This is a genomic window from Marinomonas sp. MED121 (genome assembly GCF_000153025.1).
Lineage (GTDB): Bacteria > Pseudomonadota > Gammaproteobacteria > Pseudomonadales > Marinomonadaceae > Marinomonas.
Genome location: NZ_CH672431.1, coordinates 272,825 through 288,272 on the forward strand (window position 1 = coordinate 272,825; position 15,448 = coordinate 288,272).

The following is a 15,448-nucleotide window of genomic DNA, read 5'->3' on the forward strand; positions in this document are numbered from 1 at the left end:
TCTATGTTGGCAAAGTTATTTACCTTAGCATGCTCTATCCCCTTTATTGTTGCTTGCTCTTCTGGGGATGCAGTTAGCACCTCAGAGCTTGCAAGCCAAGGTTTGTACTCCGCCGACATCAGCGATGATGCTGCATCTTCTCTTGTTGGCTCGATTCAACACGGCGGCAGTCTCTGGTCAAATCAAAAAAATGAAAGGCGATTTAATTGGAATCATGCCAAAGACGAGTTCACGCCACTCATCAGTGTCGACATTGACCCTAGTGGTCAATACGCAGTCACAGGTGGAGCTAGAACCTTAGTCTTGTGGAATATCGTCACAGGTCAATCTGAAGGCTTTTGGAACACACCAGGCGACATCAAATCTTTAATGGCTAGTAACAATGGTGATTTTGCCTTAGTTGGTTTAGACGACCAAACTGCACGCTATTTCGATGTAAAAAACGGAGGGATTAAACAAACATTCCGTACAGGTGCAGTTGTTCGTTCCGTAAGCCTAGATAAAGCAGGCAGTTTAGCTGTTACTGGGGATGACAATTACAATGTTACCCTTTGGGACGTTAAATCAGGACAGAAACTTCACCAATGGCAATTATCCAACCGCATAGCCAATGCAACCCTTTCACTTGATGGCAAGTATGTTTTTGCTGCAGCACAATTAGGCACTGCAAAAATATGGTCCACAAGCACTGGTGAAGTCGTGAGTGAAATAAGCACTGGCGGTCTCACATCTAGAAACATTACTTATAGTAGAGCAAAGTTTTCCGAAGATAGTAGATATATACTCCTTGGCGGTATTAATAGCAGTGTAAAACTATTAAATGTTTTATCGGGTGAATCACTTAAGTCATGGACACTTAATAAAAAAGATAAACTAAGGCCGACCGGCTCTTCTGTCCTTGCGGTTGCCTTCTCCACAAACGATAGATTTTACGCTATCGGCAGTAACGGTTTACTCAATATTCTAAGATAATTTTCTAAATGAAAAACTTAAAAACCATAAATGTAAGCCTTATTTATTACCTACTCCCACCTCTAATGGGAATGCTAGCGGTCGCAACAGGTGCTTTTGGTGCCCATGCACTAACAGCGAGTATTCCAGCCAAAAATATCGAATGGTGGCAAACAGCCAGCAATTACCTTATGTATCACAGTTTAGCCTCTCTGTTTTGTATCGCTTTCTCTCAACATCAACCTAAAATTAAACACTGCATCAGTCTTTTCAGCCTTGGTAATATTCTATTTTGTGGCAGCCTATTTTATATGGCATTGACGAGTAACAAGGCATTGGCTTTATTAACCCCAATTGGCGGCCTTTTATACATAGTCGCTTGGTGCTATATGCTGTGGATATTTTTAAGATTAAAAAGCACAACGACTAGCTAAAGCAACCTATATTAAGCTAGGATTGCCCCTCATTTTAATTTTCCATTTAATACCTAAAAAAACATGACTGAACTCGACAAAAACCAAACACCCAACCCCAATTTAGATGAAATTGAGCATAAGCGGACTATTCGCAGCTTTGTCGTTCGTGGCGGCAGAATGACTGAAGGCCAACAAAAAGCCTACGATGAAAATTGGAGTTTTTACGGGCTAGATGTAGAAAGTGGATTACTCGACTACCAATCTACCTTTGGCCGCCTAGCAGATATCGTAGTTGAAGTTGGTTTTGGTATGGGCAAGTCATTGGTTGAAATGGCTAAAAACGCCCCTGAAAAAGATTTTATTGGCATCGAAGTTCACCCACCAGGTGTGGCTAAGCTTATGATGACAGCGAAAGAGGAAGGTGTTAAAAACTTAAGAGTCTATTGCCATGATGCTATTGAAGTGATGGCAAAATGCATTCCTAAAGGCTCAGTAAATTGCTTCCAGTTATTTTTTCCAGATCCATGGCACAAAAAGAAACACAATAAGCGACGCATAGTACAAGCAAGCTTTGCCAACCAAATAGCTGAGATTTTAAGTGAGTCAGGCAGTTTTCACATGGCAACCGATTGGGAGCCTTATGCTGAACACATGATGGAAGTAATGGAAGCACAGACTAACTATACAAACAAAGTCGGCGCAAACAATTATCACCCTAGACCAGAGTGGCGTCCTTTAACTAAGTTTGAGTTACGAGGGGAAAAACTAGGCCATGGTGTATGGGATTTAATTTACACCAAAAAATAACAAACTATCTAAAATGAGACAATTAAACTAATTGTCTCATTTTAATCAAATGAACTTATAGTTCACAGCTCTCACGACTATTACCAGCATCAAAGTACTCTTGGAAGACTTTAGGAGTACGGCCACGACCAGTCCATAAATGCTCTTCACCATTTACTTCTATACGGTATTTAGGCTCAACGCTCTTACCTTTAGTTGCAATTGCTTTTGGCGCAGATAAAGCCGCAATCTCATCAATGGTTAATCCGCTTTGCGCAATTAGTTTAGCTAACTCTTCTGCTTTCTCAGTCCTTTGAGCCTCTTCAGCTTGTCTTAAGCTTTCCTCTTCCTTTAGCTTTTCTAGTGCATTAGAAAACCCAGAGAGTAGATTTTCTAGCTGGGCAATAGTTAACTCTTTTGCCGCAGCTCTCGCTTTTGCTTTATTACCAGCAAGTTCAAGTAAAAGACTCATAATTATCCTCAAAAAATAAAAACGTGATAATTTAAATATAAGCACGTTGTACATTAAAATCAAAAGCATTTTAAATTAAGAACAAGAAAAAATCTAATATGTTTATATAAAACGTCTAAAAAACCGTATATATAATGGCATTCAGTGCATTTTAAGCTCTTATTAAAGTATTATTCACTAATCTATTTCATTGAAATCATGCAAGAATAGTGGAAATTTATTTTTTTTGTAAAAGTTATGTAATGAATACTATTGGAATTGGTAATAAATGTTTAATTTAGAAAAACAGCTATCAAAAGAATTTAACATCTCCGAAAAAGTCGCTTTAAGCACAATCAGGCTAATTAACGAAGGCGCAAGCATTCCTTTTATCGCACGATACAGGAAAGAAGAAACCAAAGGTCTAAGTGACATTGAGTTGCGTAGTTTTCACACTCGCCAGAAACAGCTGCAAGAACTTGAAAGCGCTAAAACAAAAGTCATTGATAAATTAAAAGAAACAAATCAACTGAACCATGATTTAAAAAATAATATTATTCAGTGTCAAACCAAAAAGCAGCTTGATGAAGTTTATGCTCCTTTTAAATCAAACCAAATAAGCCTATTTGATAAAGCCAGAGAGCTTAAATTTGAAAAGCTCAGTGATGAGGCTTGGAATAGCTGGCACCAGTGGCATGAAAGCCGACTAGCATCACACATATCTAGCCTAAAAAAAGACATTTCGATAAATGATGCTAAGCTGCATATAATAAATTTAATATCGGAAGATATACTAAAGAACCAAGACTTTATTCTAGCTTGCGAAACCTACCTTTATAACAATGCATCCTTATCCAGCAGAGTAATAAGGGGCAAAAAAGAAACAGGAGAAAAGTACCAGGATTACTTTGACTACTCAGAGTTACTTAAAAAAATCCCTTCACATAGAGCCTTAGCGCTTTTTAGAGGTAAAAAAGAGAGTGTTCTTAAATTATCACTTAGCCTCAACCTTGACGAAATACCAAAACTCGCCTTGAACTTTTTAGCGGGACTGAAATTAAGTTACCCTATTTATCAAAACAGACTTTCAAATCTCCAAACAGATATTCTAAATATAATTTGGCAAACTAAGGTTATTCCAAAAATTGAAAGCTCACTCCTATCTCAATTAAAGGAAGAGGCAGAAATACAAGCATCAAACATCTTTGCAAAGAATCTAGAAGCGCTTTTAATGGCAGCGCCTGCTGGTAACAAAAGAATCATGGCGCTTGATCCTGGCTTTAAAAACGGCGTTAAAATAGCCATTATTGATGAGCAAGGCTTTTTTTTAAAAGATGCCATAATCTACCCCCACCCACCTCAAAACAAGATAAAACAAAGCGAAGACCTACTAATAAACCTAATAAAGTCATTCAATATAAAATTAATAGCTTTAGGGAATGGAACCGCTTCGAGAGAAACTGACAAATTTGTAAATAGCGTGATTAAACAAACTAACTTGGATGTCATTTGTGTCACGGTTAGCGAATCGGGCGCTTCGGTTTATTCAGCCTCAAAAATAGCCAGCATCGAATTCCCTAACCTTGATGTCACAATACGCGGAGCGATATCCATTGCAAGACGTTTACAAGACCCTTTATCTGAATTAATAAAAATTGACCCAGAGTCCATCGGCGTTGGGCAATATCAACACGATATAAAAAGCAGTCGCCTTAAAGAGGCTGTGAGTATCGTTATTGAAGATTGTGTCAACAAGGTAGGAGTAGACCTTAATTCCGCCTCAGCAAGCCTGCTAGAGCATGTATCTGGTCTAACACCAAAACTTGCCAGCAATATTATTGAGTACCGACAAGAAATAGGCTCATTTAAAAACAGAAGTGAGTTAAAACAAGTCAAAGGAATTGGCTCAAAATGCTTTGAGCATTGTGCTGGTTTTCTAAGAATACAATCGCCAATTCACCCCCTAGATGCATCTGGAGTTCATCCCGAAAGCTATTCCCTCGTAACCAGCATGGCTGAAAAGCTGGGACTTTCGATTCAATCCTTAATTAGCAATCCAAAAGCAATTGAAAGGGTCCAATTAATGCGTCATGAGTTTTCCCATGTTGACGATTTTACCTTTAACGATATTTTGCATGAATTAGCTAAACCAGGGAGAGATCCAAGACCTGAATTCAAGTATGCCAACTTTGATCAGAATATTGAAAAGATATCAGACTTAAAAGAAGGGCAAACGTTAGAAGGTGTTGCAACTAACATAGCGGCTTTTGGTGTCTTTGTAGACCTTGGCGTTCATCAAGATGGTTTAATTCATATATCACAGCTCACCAACCGCTTCGTCAAAGATCCAGCGAGCTTAGTAAAAGTAGGCGATATTTTAACGGTGGAAGTATTAGAAGTGGACGAGAAACGAAAAAGAATTTCCCTAAAAGCCATCGGCCTATAACAACAAATCAAAATATGATCGGCCAATTGCAGGCCGATCATATGAAGAGCGACTAAAGGCGCATTTCTATGCCACGTTCCGCCATAAATTCTTTGGCTTCAGGGACAGTATATTCACCAAAATGAAAGATACTTGCAGCTAATACCGCATCAGCTTTACCCTGAATAACCCCATCAACGAGATGATCAAGGTTACCTACACCACCTGATGCAATAACAGGTACATGCACAGCTTCACTGATAGCGCGAGTCACACCTAGGTCAAACCCATTCTTAGTACCATCTCTATCCATACTGGTTAACAGTATTTCACCCGCGCCATAATCAACCATCTTTTTAGCCCATTCAACCGCATCTAAACCTGTTGGTTTACGGCCGCCATGGGTAAAGATTTCCCATTTATCTTCTTCGCCTTCTAAGCTCACTTTTTTAGCATCGATTGCAACCACAATACACTGTGAGCCAAAACGTTGAGCGGCTTCCCTCACAAACTCGGGATTAAATACTGCAGCAGTATTAATACCGACCTTGTCAGCACCTGCATTCAACATGCGGCGAATATCATCACAGGTACGAATACCACCGCCCACAGTCAGGGGAATAAAAACCTGACTGGCAATAGCTTCCACCATATGTACCGTCGTCGCTCTATCATCTGAACTGGCAGTAATATCTAAAAAAGTGATTTCATCAGCACCTTGCTCATCATAACGCTTAGCGACTTCTACCGGGTCACCCGCATCACGAATATCAAGAAACTTAACCCCTTTGACCACACGACCATTATCAACATCTAAACAAGGGATAATACGTTTTGCTAAGCCCATTTCGACTCCTCAACACTTACTGCCATACAGGCAGACAAAATTCAAAAATAAACTAAGGCTTACCATCCCAGTTCAAAAAGTTTTTATAAAGCTGCAAACCATCTTTATGACTTTTTTCAGGGTGAAACTGAACTGCAAACACATTATCTCTTGCTAGCGCGACACAGAACTCATGACCATAATCACAGGTGCCAGCCACTTCACTTTTATCTTCAGGTACAACATAAAAGCTATGTACAAAGTAGAACCTTGCTTGGTCAGGGATACCTTTCCACAAAGGGTGAGTAATGCTTTGCTTAACCTGATTCCAACCCATATGAGGGACTTTTAGCTTACTGCCGTCATAATCTTTGTGCTCTTCGCCGAAGAAAAGCGCATTGCCGGAAAAATGATTTAAACAATCTACGCCTGCATTTTCTTCACTGTGGGACATCAAAGATTGAATCCCCACACAGATCGCGAGAAATGGTTTTTCTTTCATCGCTTTTTGAATACTGGGGACTAAACCTGTGTTGTACATTTCTCCAATACAATCACGAATCGCCCCAACACCGGGTAATAGCACTCTATCTGCCGCATCAATGATAGCCGGGTCTCTGGTTACTATCACCTGTGTATTCTCGCCAGCAACATGCTCTAACGCCTTTGCTACCGAGTGTAAATTTCCCATTCCGTAATCAATGACAGCAACTGTCTTGTTACTTGCTAATGTCATTCTTATGTCCTCTGAGCCTTACAGCTTATAAACAACCTTTAGTGGATGGCATTTGACCCGCCATACGCTCATCTACTTCTAGCGCCATGCGAAGAGCACGACCAAAGGCTTTAAATACTGTCTCGGCTTGGTGATGAGTATTCTTACCACGTAAGTTATCAAGGTGAAGTGTCACTTGAGCATGGTTAACAAATCCGTGGAAAAACTCTGAGAAAAGATCCACATCAAAACCACCAACTGAGCCTCGGGTGAAAGGGACATGCATTTCTAATCCTGCACGTCCTGAAAAGTCGATAACGACACGAGACAAGGCTTCATCTAATGGCACATAAGCATGACCGTAACGTTTAATGCCTTTTTTATCGCCAACAGCCTGATTAAATGCTTGGCCGAGCGTAATACCAAGATCTTCCACCGTATGGTGAGCATCAATATGTAAATCACCAACGGCATGGATATCTAAATCAATCAAACCATGTCGTGCTACTTGATCCAACATATGATCTAAAAAAGGTACACCTGTTTCACAGTTAAATTTACCTGTTCCATCTAGGTTAATACTTACCTTAATTTGTGTTTCAAGCGTATTGCGCTCAACACTAGCGATCCGATCTGACATGGGATTTACTCTCCTGGAGTTATTGGTATTAGCTGTATCAAAAAAATAAAAGAGTTCTCTCTAGACTCACTAAGAGGGTGCAACTCATACGGACTGACGTAACGAGTAAGCTGAACGACTTTCAAATTTGCATAGGATCCCGATTATATACTCAAAATGACGCTAAAAGCAGTTATCTAAAGGAATTAAACGCTAAATTTGACCAACTTTTTTTACCTATATTAGGTTCCACATTCAGCAAAGGTTACGAGGATCCAATTACAAATGATATGATGCCGCCATCTTTACTTAAGTGAATCAAAAATGCAGCCTATCGATAATTTTGCAGACAGAATTTTAACTTGGTTTGATCAACATGGACGCAAAGATCTCCCTTGGCAAATGGATAAAACGCCTTACCGAGTGTGGATCTCAGAAATCATGCTACAACAAACCCAAGTGGTTACTGTCATTCCCTATTATCAAAAATTCATGACAAGCTTTCCGGATGTTTATCGTCTCGCTGATGCCCCAGAAGATGAAGTGCTCGCTCACTGGAGCGGCTTAGGCTATTACGCCCGTGCCAGAAATCTTCATAAAGCTGCGAAAGTGCTAGCGAATGAGCTTGATGGTACATTTCCGGCAAGTCTTGAAGGTGTGTGCGAACTTTCGGGCATAGGCAGATCAACTGCCGCTGCTATTTTATCTATCTCTCGCAATGAACAAACCGCCATTTTAGACGGTAATGTTAAACGGGTTTTAGGCCGCTTCCATGCGATTGACACTTGGCCTGGTGAAAAGAAAACCGAAAATGTCATGTGGGAGCTCGCTGAAAGTTATATGCCAGCTGAACGCTGTGGCGATTATACCCAAGCCATGATGGATTTAGGCGCAACACTTTGTACCCGAAGCAAACCCCAATGCTTGTTCTGCCCTATCCAAGATGATTGCCAAGCCCTTGCCTCTGGCACACCAACAGATTACCCAATCAAAAAACCTAAGAAGAGCATACCAACAAGACAAACAGATATGCTGGTGCTGCAAAACCCTACAGGAAAAGTTTTGTTAGAGAAAAGAGTCAGTACGGGCATTTGGGGTGGATTATGGAGTTTGCCAGAAAGCCAAGATGAAGCCATAACCTTAGCCACTGAGCAAAGATTTAAAGTCACAATAAACAGCCTTGGCGCTCTGGCTGGGTTTCGCCATACTTTTAGCCACTACCATTTAGAGATAAGCCCCTATTTAGCCAACGTCCAAGCTAGCAATGAGATAGGTGAAGAGGGTAAATACCAATGGTATACATTAGAAGAAGCCATGGCTTTAGGCTTACCAACACCGGTTCGTAAAATTCTAGTCTCATTATTAAGCGATTCGATGAGTTAAAACCAAAGCGTTATTACTTGAAACCTTGGGTTAAAACCCCATTATTAAAACATTATTCATTTTTATACGAACAAGATAAGGGCCGAGAAGATGGCACAAACAATATTTTGCAAAAAGCATCAGAAGCAGCTTGAAGGTTTAGATCGTGCACCTTTTCCCGGACAAAAAGGCATTGATGTTCTAGAAAACATTTCAAAACAAGCTTGGCAAGAATGGCAAGCACTGCAAACCATGCTGATCAATGAAAAACAACTTAATATGATGCAAGCAGACTCACGCAAATACATCATGGAACAGATGGAAAAGTTTTTTAATAATGAAGAAACAGACAAAATCCAAGGTCATACGGATTTCGACGATATTGAAGAGCTATAATTGAGGAAAGGATAAAGGTTAAATACTTTAACGCAAGACACAAAAAAACCGCGACAGTTTGATCGCGGTTTTTTTTATCACCTTGGCAGAACTATTCTGCTTCAGGCTCAATAAACATATCTAAGCTCAGCCATGTAGACAGCTTCAAACGAAGCTCATCGATACCATCACCATTTAGGCCTGAGAAGGTTTGAACACTACCTATCACTTCTAAATCTTTCAGCGCTTTAGCCACTTGCAACTTAGTTGATTTTGCCGGGCCACGCTTTAATTTATCGGACTTAGTTAAAATCACATGCACTTGCATTTTGTTTGACTTAGCCCAGTCCAACATCATGTGGTCAAACTCTTTTAGAGGGTGACGAATATCCATTACCAAAACCACGCCCGCTAGTGAGCGACGATTCATTAGGTAGTCCTGCATATGTGCTTGCCACTTCATTTTCATGGCAACAGGCACTTTTGCAAAACCGTATCCTGGTAAATCTATTAGACGACGATCTTCGACATTTAATCCGAAACAGTTAATCAACTGAGTACGCCCTGGCGTTTTCGAAGTACGCGCCAGCTTTTTCTGATCAGTTAAGGTATTTAGGGCAGTTGATTTACCCGCATTAGAGCGTCCCGCGAAGGCAACTTCTAAACCTTGGTCAACTGGGCATTGAGATAATTTCTCGGCACTTTTAATAAAATGAGCCGAGCGAAAGATGGAATCAAAGGGTGTCATATACTTGATATTCGTCAATAGAGTAGGATTAGCGTTCACGTTTTACATCTGGTTGTATATAATGCCTGCTAATTTGCTTATTTACCATGTTTAAACTAGTTAAAGATGCTAGAAAATCTGGTTTAATAGGCGGGCAAATTAGGTGGTGGCTAGACTCGCCAGGTTAAGTCGTCACATTTTGATTGGAATGTCAGGGGCAGCGAATGAAAAAAGTACTAATTGGTATGTTGGTCGCAATGGGGGCATCTTCTGCCGCAGTAGCGCAAGGTAACCCAGAAGCGGGTAAAGAATTGACGACTGTTTGTGCAGCATGTCATGGTGCAGATGGTAATAGCGCACTTGCCAACTTTCCTAAATTAGCGGGTCAGCAAGAAGGCTACCTTCTTAAGCAACTTAAAGACATCAAGTCTGGCACACGTCCTGTGACAGAAATGACGGGCTTACTAGATGGCTACAACGAGCAAAACCTAAGTGATATTGCCGCTTATTTTGCGAGCAATGCAGTTGTCACTGGCCAGGCAGATCCAGAACTTGTTGACGCTGGTAAAGCAATTTACCGCACAGGCAACCCAAAAACAGGCGTTCCAGCTTGTATGGCTTGCCACGGTCCAGCAGGTAAAGGGCTAGGTTCAGCAGCATTCCCTAGTCTTGCAGGTCAGCATGAAGCTTATACTGCCGCTCAATTGAAGAAATTCCAAAGCAATGAGCGTGTAAATGATCCAGCCGGCATCATGCAAGATATTGCGTTCAAAATGAATGATCGCGAAATCAAAGCAGTATCCAGCTATATCCAAGGTTTGTACTAGTCCACTGACACCTTCAGTGCTGTTCGAATCTTTCTCTCTTAATAAACCTGAGTGGATCAGGTTTATTAAGTGATATTTAAAAAGCCTCCTATTTGGAGGTTTTTTTGTATTTCGCTGTAAACGCAGTGAACTTTTGTTTGGCAATAGACTCCTAACCTACTGCTTACAGTTTTAAGGCATGCTTATGCCGATTGTTTTTCTAATACATAGGATGATTTCATGAAAAAGATCTTAATCACTTTAGCTGTATTACTTTGCTTACCTGCCTCACTGTTTGCAGCTAGCTATAGTCCAGGTAACGGTTATACCCTGATTAAAAACCCAGTCCGTACTGCTAACCCTGAAAAAATAGAAGTCGTTGAGATTTTTTGGTACGGATGCCCACATTGTTTTAGCCTTGAGCCAGTGACTCACGCTTGGAGCAAAAACATTGCAGATGATGTCGATTTTAAATTTATGCCTGCTGTTTTTGGCCGTAGTTGGCAAGCTCATGCAAAAGCTTTTTATGTTTCTGAGCTTTTAGGTTTACAAGAAAAAACACATGGCGCAATATTTAATGCAATTCACCTAGACAAACGTAGGCTAAACTCTGAAGATAAATTAGCTGAGTTTTTCACTCAATATGGTGTAAGCGAAGCTAACTTTAAAAAGCAATTTAACTCTTTTGCCGTTAACAGCCGCCTTTCACAAGCTGACTCAAAAATCAGAGCTTATGGCGCACGTGGTGTACCTGGGTTAATTGTTAATGGTAAATATCTGGTCACTGCTCAATCTGCAGGTGGCAACAATCAAATTTATAGCGTGGTTGATTTCTTGATCGAGCAAGAACGCCAAGCAATGAAATAATCTTTTAAGCGAGGTCCAATGCCTGATCCATCTCGTGACAACCTTGTCGAAGCCTTACGCAAGGCGGTTTCTAGAACAAGCATGATGGCTGAGGGCATTGACCCTGAGCTAGATCAAACATTAGCTCAGATCAGGCGAACTATTTCAGGTGAGGCGGACGAAAATGACGTTCGCCTTGTTCTGAAAGAAGCCGAACCCAAAATGATTGCGTCTGATAAATCTAGATCAGAACGAGCAAAGTTATTCCGCGATAGCTTGCTTGATTTAATCGAATCATTAAATCGTCTGCCCAATCATCACATACCTAATCAAGAAAAAGCAGCCTTGGAGACGAACATTCGTTCCCATTGGCAAAGCAGCTATCAATGGCCTGCATTACTCAGCGAATTTCTAGTCCTAGCTAACCTTACTTTGAATCAAGAGCTGTTAAGCAAGAAGCCGTCTTTCTTCAAACGTTTGTTTGCAAAAGAAGAAACAAAGTCAGAAAAATCTGAGCAAGATGTGGTTAATGATATCTCTCGTACCCTATTAAATTTATTAGGAAACTTACCTCTACCTATTGAGTACGATGAGCAAGTTAGCGAACTTAAGTCACTCCTAGAACAAGAGAAGCAATTACAGATAGTCCCTCGCATATTGTCTGAAAGCATTAATCTAACCATGATTGCTTTGGGTTCATCTCAACAGGAACTCACCTCTTACTTAGGTAAATTAAACAAGCAGCTAGCATCAATTAATGTCAGTGTTGGCAATAGTTATAAAGCACAAAAGACCCTATCAACCCATAGAGAAAGCTTCAGTGACAAGATTCAAAAGCAAGTCAGCGAAACGTCTAGCGCAGTGGATGAAGCCAATGATCTATCTGAATTGCAAAAACTTATCTCGGTTCGTTTAGATACCATTTCAAGCACTATGAGTGAATATCAAAAACAAATGGTTGAACAGGAAAAAAGTGCGACTCAATCCATTGCTCAGTTAAAGCAAAAAGTCACGAAAATGGAAAAAGACAGTTCTAACTTGCGCATTAACTTGCAGCAAAAAATTGCTCAAGCAACAACAGATACTGTCACTAATTTACCGAATAGAAGCGCCTATCAAGACTCAATTATGCCAATGTGCTTACTTGCACAAAAAAGCAAAAAGCCTTTAATTTTAGGTGTTCTCGATATAGATCATTTTAAAAAGGTCAATGATACTTGGGGACATTTAGCAGGGGATAAGGTACTTAACCTTCTTCCACGACAACTCAAAAATGTGATGTCTGAAAAAGACCTACTATTTCGCTATGGCGGCGAAGAGTTTGTCTTTCTTTTACCAAACTGCAACTTAGAAACTGGTCAATCAAAAGCTGAAGCCATACGTCTCGCCGTTGAAAAGATGCCGTTTAATGTCAATGGTGAACCCGTTCCTATTACGATTTCTATCGGTATCGCTCAATTAGCAAACAATGAAAAACATGAAGAACTCTTTGACCGCGCAGATAAATACCTATATCAGGCAAAAAGTGATGGTAGAAACAGAGTTGTTAGTGAGTAAGCTGGATTTGTCAAAAATCTCACACTAATTAAGACGGAATAATAGAGTTTTTAGTCATTGGACTTCATAATAGCCCTAATTTATTTAACCTCTAACCGTCTTCCACGTTTTACTTAATCAGTTAAACCTGCCAGAACGGAAAACAAACAACCCTATTGTTTGGGTTTAGGACAATTTTTCATGCAAGATCAACAAGACAAAACAACGCATTTTGGTTTTCAAGAAATCCCTGTTGACGAAAAAGTCGACGCTGTTGCTAAAGTTTTTCATTCTGTCGCAGCCAAATACGACATAATGAACGACCTAATGTCAGGCGGCGTTCACCGTTTATGGAAAATGCATACCATTAATCAATCCGGTGTGCGCTCTGGCAACAAGGTATTAGATATTGCTGGCGGAACAGGCGACTTAACCCTGAAATTTTCTCGCATCGTTGGCTCACAAGGTAAAGTTGTTCTAGCGGATATTAATGACTCTATGCTGAAAGTCGGCCGTGACAAGCTGGCTAACCGTGGCGTTGTCGGCAATGTTGAGTTTGTACAAGCGAATGCTGAAGCCCTACCTTTTCCTGATAATACATTCGATTGCATTACCATCGCCTTTGGCCTGCGTAATGTCACTAATAAAAACGCTGCGATTGCTTCTATGTACCGTGTATTGAAACCTGGTGGCCGTTTATTAATTTTGGAGTTTTCTAAACCAGAATCTGAATGTTTATCCAATATCTATGACCAATACTCTTTCCGTCTACTGCCTATGATGGGCAAGTTAATTGCCAACGATTCCGAAAGTTACCGCTATCTAGCTGAATCTATTCGTATGCACCCAGATCAAGAAACCCTAAAAGGCATGATGGAAGATGTTGGATTTGAGCGCACGAGCTATCAAAACATGACTGGCGGCATTGTTGCCCTTCACAAGGGATTTAAGCTGTAAAAATGTTGCAAAATTTATCTCGAGCGTTACGGATACTTGCCGTAATTATACGCTTTCGTCTGGATGCTTTTTTACCTTACGATAAACTGCCTTGGTACCTAAAGTACTCAATTGGCTTGGTGAGCCGTTTACTGAAACCTAGTAAACGCTATACCAGCGGCGAAAGATTACGCATGGCGTTGATTTCTCTAGGCCCTATTTTTGTCAAATTTGGACAAATTTTATCAACTCGCCGTGACCTCCTTGATGAGGATATTGCCAACGAACTGGCTAAATTGCAGGATAAAGTTCCCCCTTTTAATAAAGACGAAGCGAGAGCCTTAATAGAACACGCTCTGGGGGCAAATGTTGAAGAGATCTTTCAAGACTTCACCATAGAACCTCTTGCTTCAGCCTCCATTGCACAAGTCCATTGCGCGACCTTAAAAAGCGGTGAAGAGGTCGTTGTCAAAGTTATTCGACCCAAGATAGAAAAGACGATTCGTAAAGATATAGGGCTACTTTATGCTCTGGCGAAGCTCGTTCGAAATATCAATGATGATGGGCGTCGCTTAAGACCCGTCGAAATTATTGAAGATTATGAACATACCATTCTTGATGAACTAGACCTAACTAAAGAAGCGGCCAATACAGCTCAACTAAGACGCAACTTTGAAAACTCAAACTTATTGTATGTTCCTCACATTCACTGGGATTACACTCGCCAAAACGTCATGGTGGCAGAGAAAATCTCGGGTATCCCTGTTGCCAATATCGATGAGTTAAAACAAGCAGATGTCGACATGAAGTGCTTGGCAGTTCGTGGCGTAGAGATATTTTTCACTCAAGTCTTCGATCACAGTTTTTTCCATGCCGACATGCACCCAGGTAATATTTTTGTCGATATTACTAATCCTAAATCACCAAAATACATAGGTATTGATTGCGCCATCATGGGCAGCCTTTCCTATGAGGATAAAAGCTATCTTGCGCGTAACTTGCTCGCCTTTTTCAAACGCGATTATCGCTTAGTGGCAGAGCTTCATGTGGAAAGTGGTTGGGTTCCAAAAGGCACACCGGTTCACGCATTTGAGTCCGCTATACGCAGTGTTTGCGAGCCTATGTTTGCAAAACCGCTAAAAGACATTTCTTTTGGCCAAGTCATTATTGGTTTATTCCAAACAGCACGTCGCTTTAATATGGAAGTCCAACCTCAGCTTGTATTATTAGAAAAGACCTTACTCAATATTGAAGGCCTAGGTCGTCAGCTTTATCCAGATTTAGACCTATGGGAAACAGCACAACCTTTCTTAGAACGCTGGTTAAAAACCCAAATAGGGCCAGAAAGAGTCTTTGAAGAGATTAAACTACAGGCTCCCGAGTGGGCTGGGCAATTACCCAAAATCCCAAATTTAGTTTATTCAGCACTTGAGCAAATCAGCCATCACAACGCTCGTGCCCAAGAAAATACACAAGCAATAAATAATTTAGAAAATGAGATAAAACGTAACAATCAGACGTTACCCTTTAAAATACTGGGAATGATCAGTATCACAACGGCTTGGTTAAATGCCGATGATATATCGTTAGCGCGCATTGCTAATGCGGATTTAACCAGTCTTATACTATTCGCTATTGGGATATACCTGTTAGTATTAAAGAAGTAGTTCA

Annotated in this window: 16 protein-coding genes; 11 read left to right on the plus strand and 5 right to left on the minus strand. The window is 40.5% G+C overall.

Annotated elements, in window-relative coordinates; genetic code table 11:
- Nucleotides 1–3: 3 nt before the first annotated feature.
- The 3 genes from MED121_RS12790 (at nt 4) to trmB (ending at nt 2,174) form a co-directional block, all read left to right on the plus strand.
- The gene (locus MED121_RS12790) at nt 4–972 is read left to right on the plus strand and encodes a hypothetical protein (RefSeq protein WP_009834127.1); all 969 of its coding nucleotides are present in this window, start codon (nt 4–6) and stop codon (nt 970–972) included.
- Between the two features lie 8 nt (nt 973–980).
- The gene (locus tag MED121_RS12795; protein ID WP_009834128.1) at nt 981–1,385 is read left to right on the plus strand and encodes a DUF423 domain-containing protein; all 405 of its coding nucleotides are present in this window, start codon (nt 981–983) and stop codon (nt 1,383–1,385) included.
- A 63-nt stretch (nt 1,386–1,448) separates the two neighbouring features.
- The gene (gene trmB / locus MED121_RS12800) at nt 1,449–2,174 is read left to right on the plus strand and encodes a tRNA (guanosine(46)-N7)-methyltransferase TrmB (protein WP_009834129.1); all 726 of its coding nucleotides are present in this window, start codon (nt 1,449–1,451) and stop codon (nt 2,172–2,174) included.
- A 55-nt stretch (nt 2,175–2,229) separates the two neighbouring features.
- On the opposite strand, the gene MED121_RS12805 is transcribed toward trmB, so the two are convergent.
- On the minus strand, nt 2,230–2,625 hold the full coding sequence (locus MED121_RS12805; RefSeq protein WP_009834130.1) for an H-NS histone family protein: 396 nt from the start codon (nt 2,623–2,625) through the stop codon (nt 2,230–2,232).
- Nucleotides 2,626–2,893: 268 nt separating this feature from the next.
- Here MED121_RS12805 and MED121_RS12810 point away from each other — a divergent pair, with 268 nt between their 5' ends.
- Nucleotides 2,894–5,050, plus strand: a complete 2,157-nt coding sequence (locus MED121_RS12810) for a Tex family protein (RefSeq protein WP_009834131.1) — start codon at nt 2,894–2,896, stop codon at nt 5,048–5,050.
- Between the two features lie 52 nt (nt 5,051–5,102).
- Here the strand turns inward: MED121_RS12810 and hisF are convergent, their stop codons facing one another.
- Genes hisF through hisB form a run of 3 tightly spaced genes read right to left on the minus strand, consistent with a single transcriptional unit; the run spans nt 5,103 to nt 7,210 of the window.
- Nucleotides 5,103–5,876, minus strand: coding sequence for an imidazole glycerol phosphate synthase subunit HisF (gene hisF, locus MED121_RS12815; protein WP_009834132.1), 774 nt, complete (start codon nt 5,874–5,876; stop codon nt 5,103–5,105).
- Nucleotides 5,877–5,928: 52 nt separating this feature from the next.
- Nucleotides 5,929–6,591 carry an imidazole glycerol phosphate synthase subunit HisH gene (gene hisH / locus MED121_RS12820; RefSeq protein WP_009834133.1) on the minus strand — a complete coding sequence of 221 codons (663 nt, stop codon included), beginning with the start codon at nt 6,589–6,591 and terminating at the stop codon, nt 5,929–5,931.
- 25 nt (nt 6,592–6,616) lie between these two features.
- The gene (gene hisB / locus MED121_RS12825; RefSeq protein ID WP_009834134.1) at nt 6,617–7,210 is read right to left on the minus strand and encodes an imidazoleglycerol-phosphate dehydratase HisB; all 594 of its coding nucleotides are present in this window, start codon (nt 7,208–7,210) and stop codon (nt 6,617–6,619) included.
- Nucleotides 7,211–7,513: 303 nt separating this feature from the next.
- Here hisB and mutY point away from each other — a divergent pair, with 303 nt between their 5' ends.
- Together mutY and MED121_RS12835 are read left to right on the plus strand one after the other, a co-directional pair.
- Nucleotides 7,514–8,572, plus strand: coding sequence for an A/G-specific adenine glycosylase (mutY, locus tag MED121_RS12830; RefSeq protein ID WP_009834136.1), 1,059 nt, complete (start codon nt 7,514–7,516; stop codon nt 8,570–8,572).
- A gap of 90 nt (nt 8,573–8,662) precedes the next feature.
- Entirely contained in the window at nt 8,663–8,947 is a 285-nt protein-coding gene (locus tag MED121_RS12835; RefSeq protein WP_009834137.1) for an oxidative damage protection protein, read from the plus strand.
- Nucleotides 8,948–9,038: 91 nt separating this feature from the next.
- On the opposite strand, the gene yihA is transcribed toward MED121_RS12835, so the two are convergent.
- Nucleotides 9,039–9,674, minus strand: coding sequence for a ribosome biogenesis GTP-binding protein YihA/YsxC (yihA, locus tag MED121_RS12840; protein ID WP_009834138.1), 636 nt, complete (start codon nt 9,672–9,674; stop codon nt 9,039–9,041).
- A 203-nt stretch (nt 9,675–9,877) separates the two neighbouring features.
- Here yihA and MED121_RS12845 point away from each other — a divergent pair, with 203 nt between their 5' ends.
- From MED121_RS12845 to ubiB, 5 genes are all read left to right on the plus strand, one after another.
- Nucleotides 9,878–10,480 (plus strand): c-type cytochrome, encoded by a 603-nt coding sequence (locus MED121_RS12845; RefSeq protein ID WP_009834139.1) that lies wholly within the window; start codon nt 9,878–9,880, stop codon nt 10,478–10,480.
- Nucleotides 10,481–10,699: 219 nt separating this feature from the next.
- Nucleotides 10,700–11,326 (plus strand): thiol:disulfide interchange protein DsbA/DsbL, encoded by a 627-nt coding sequence (locus MED121_RS12850; RefSeq protein WP_009834140.1) that lies wholly within the window; start codon nt 10,700–10,702, stop codon nt 11,324–11,326.
- Between the two features lie 18 nt (nt 11,327–11,344).
- Entirely contained in the window at nt 11,345–12,862 is a 1,518-nt protein-coding gene (locus MED121_RS12855; RefSeq protein ID WP_009834141.1) for a GGDEF domain-containing protein, read from the plus strand.
- A 180-nt stretch (nt 12,863–13,042) separates the two neighbouring features.
- Entirely contained in the window at nt 13,043–13,798 is a 756-nt protein-coding gene (ubiE, locus tag MED121_RS12860; RefSeq protein WP_009834142.1) for a bifunctional demethylmenaquinone methyltransferase/2-methoxy-6-polyprenyl-1,4-benzoquinol methylase UbiE, read from the plus strand.
- A gap of 2 nt (nt 13,799–13,800) precedes the next feature.
- The gene (gene ubiB / locus MED121_RS12865) at nt 13,801–15,444 is read left to right on the plus strand and encodes a ubiquinone biosynthesis regulatory protein kinase UbiB (protein ID WP_009834143.1); all 1,644 of its coding nucleotides are present in this window, start codon (nt 13,801–13,803) and stop codon (nt 15,442–15,444) included.
- Nucleotides 15,445–15,448: the final 4 nt, after the last annotated feature.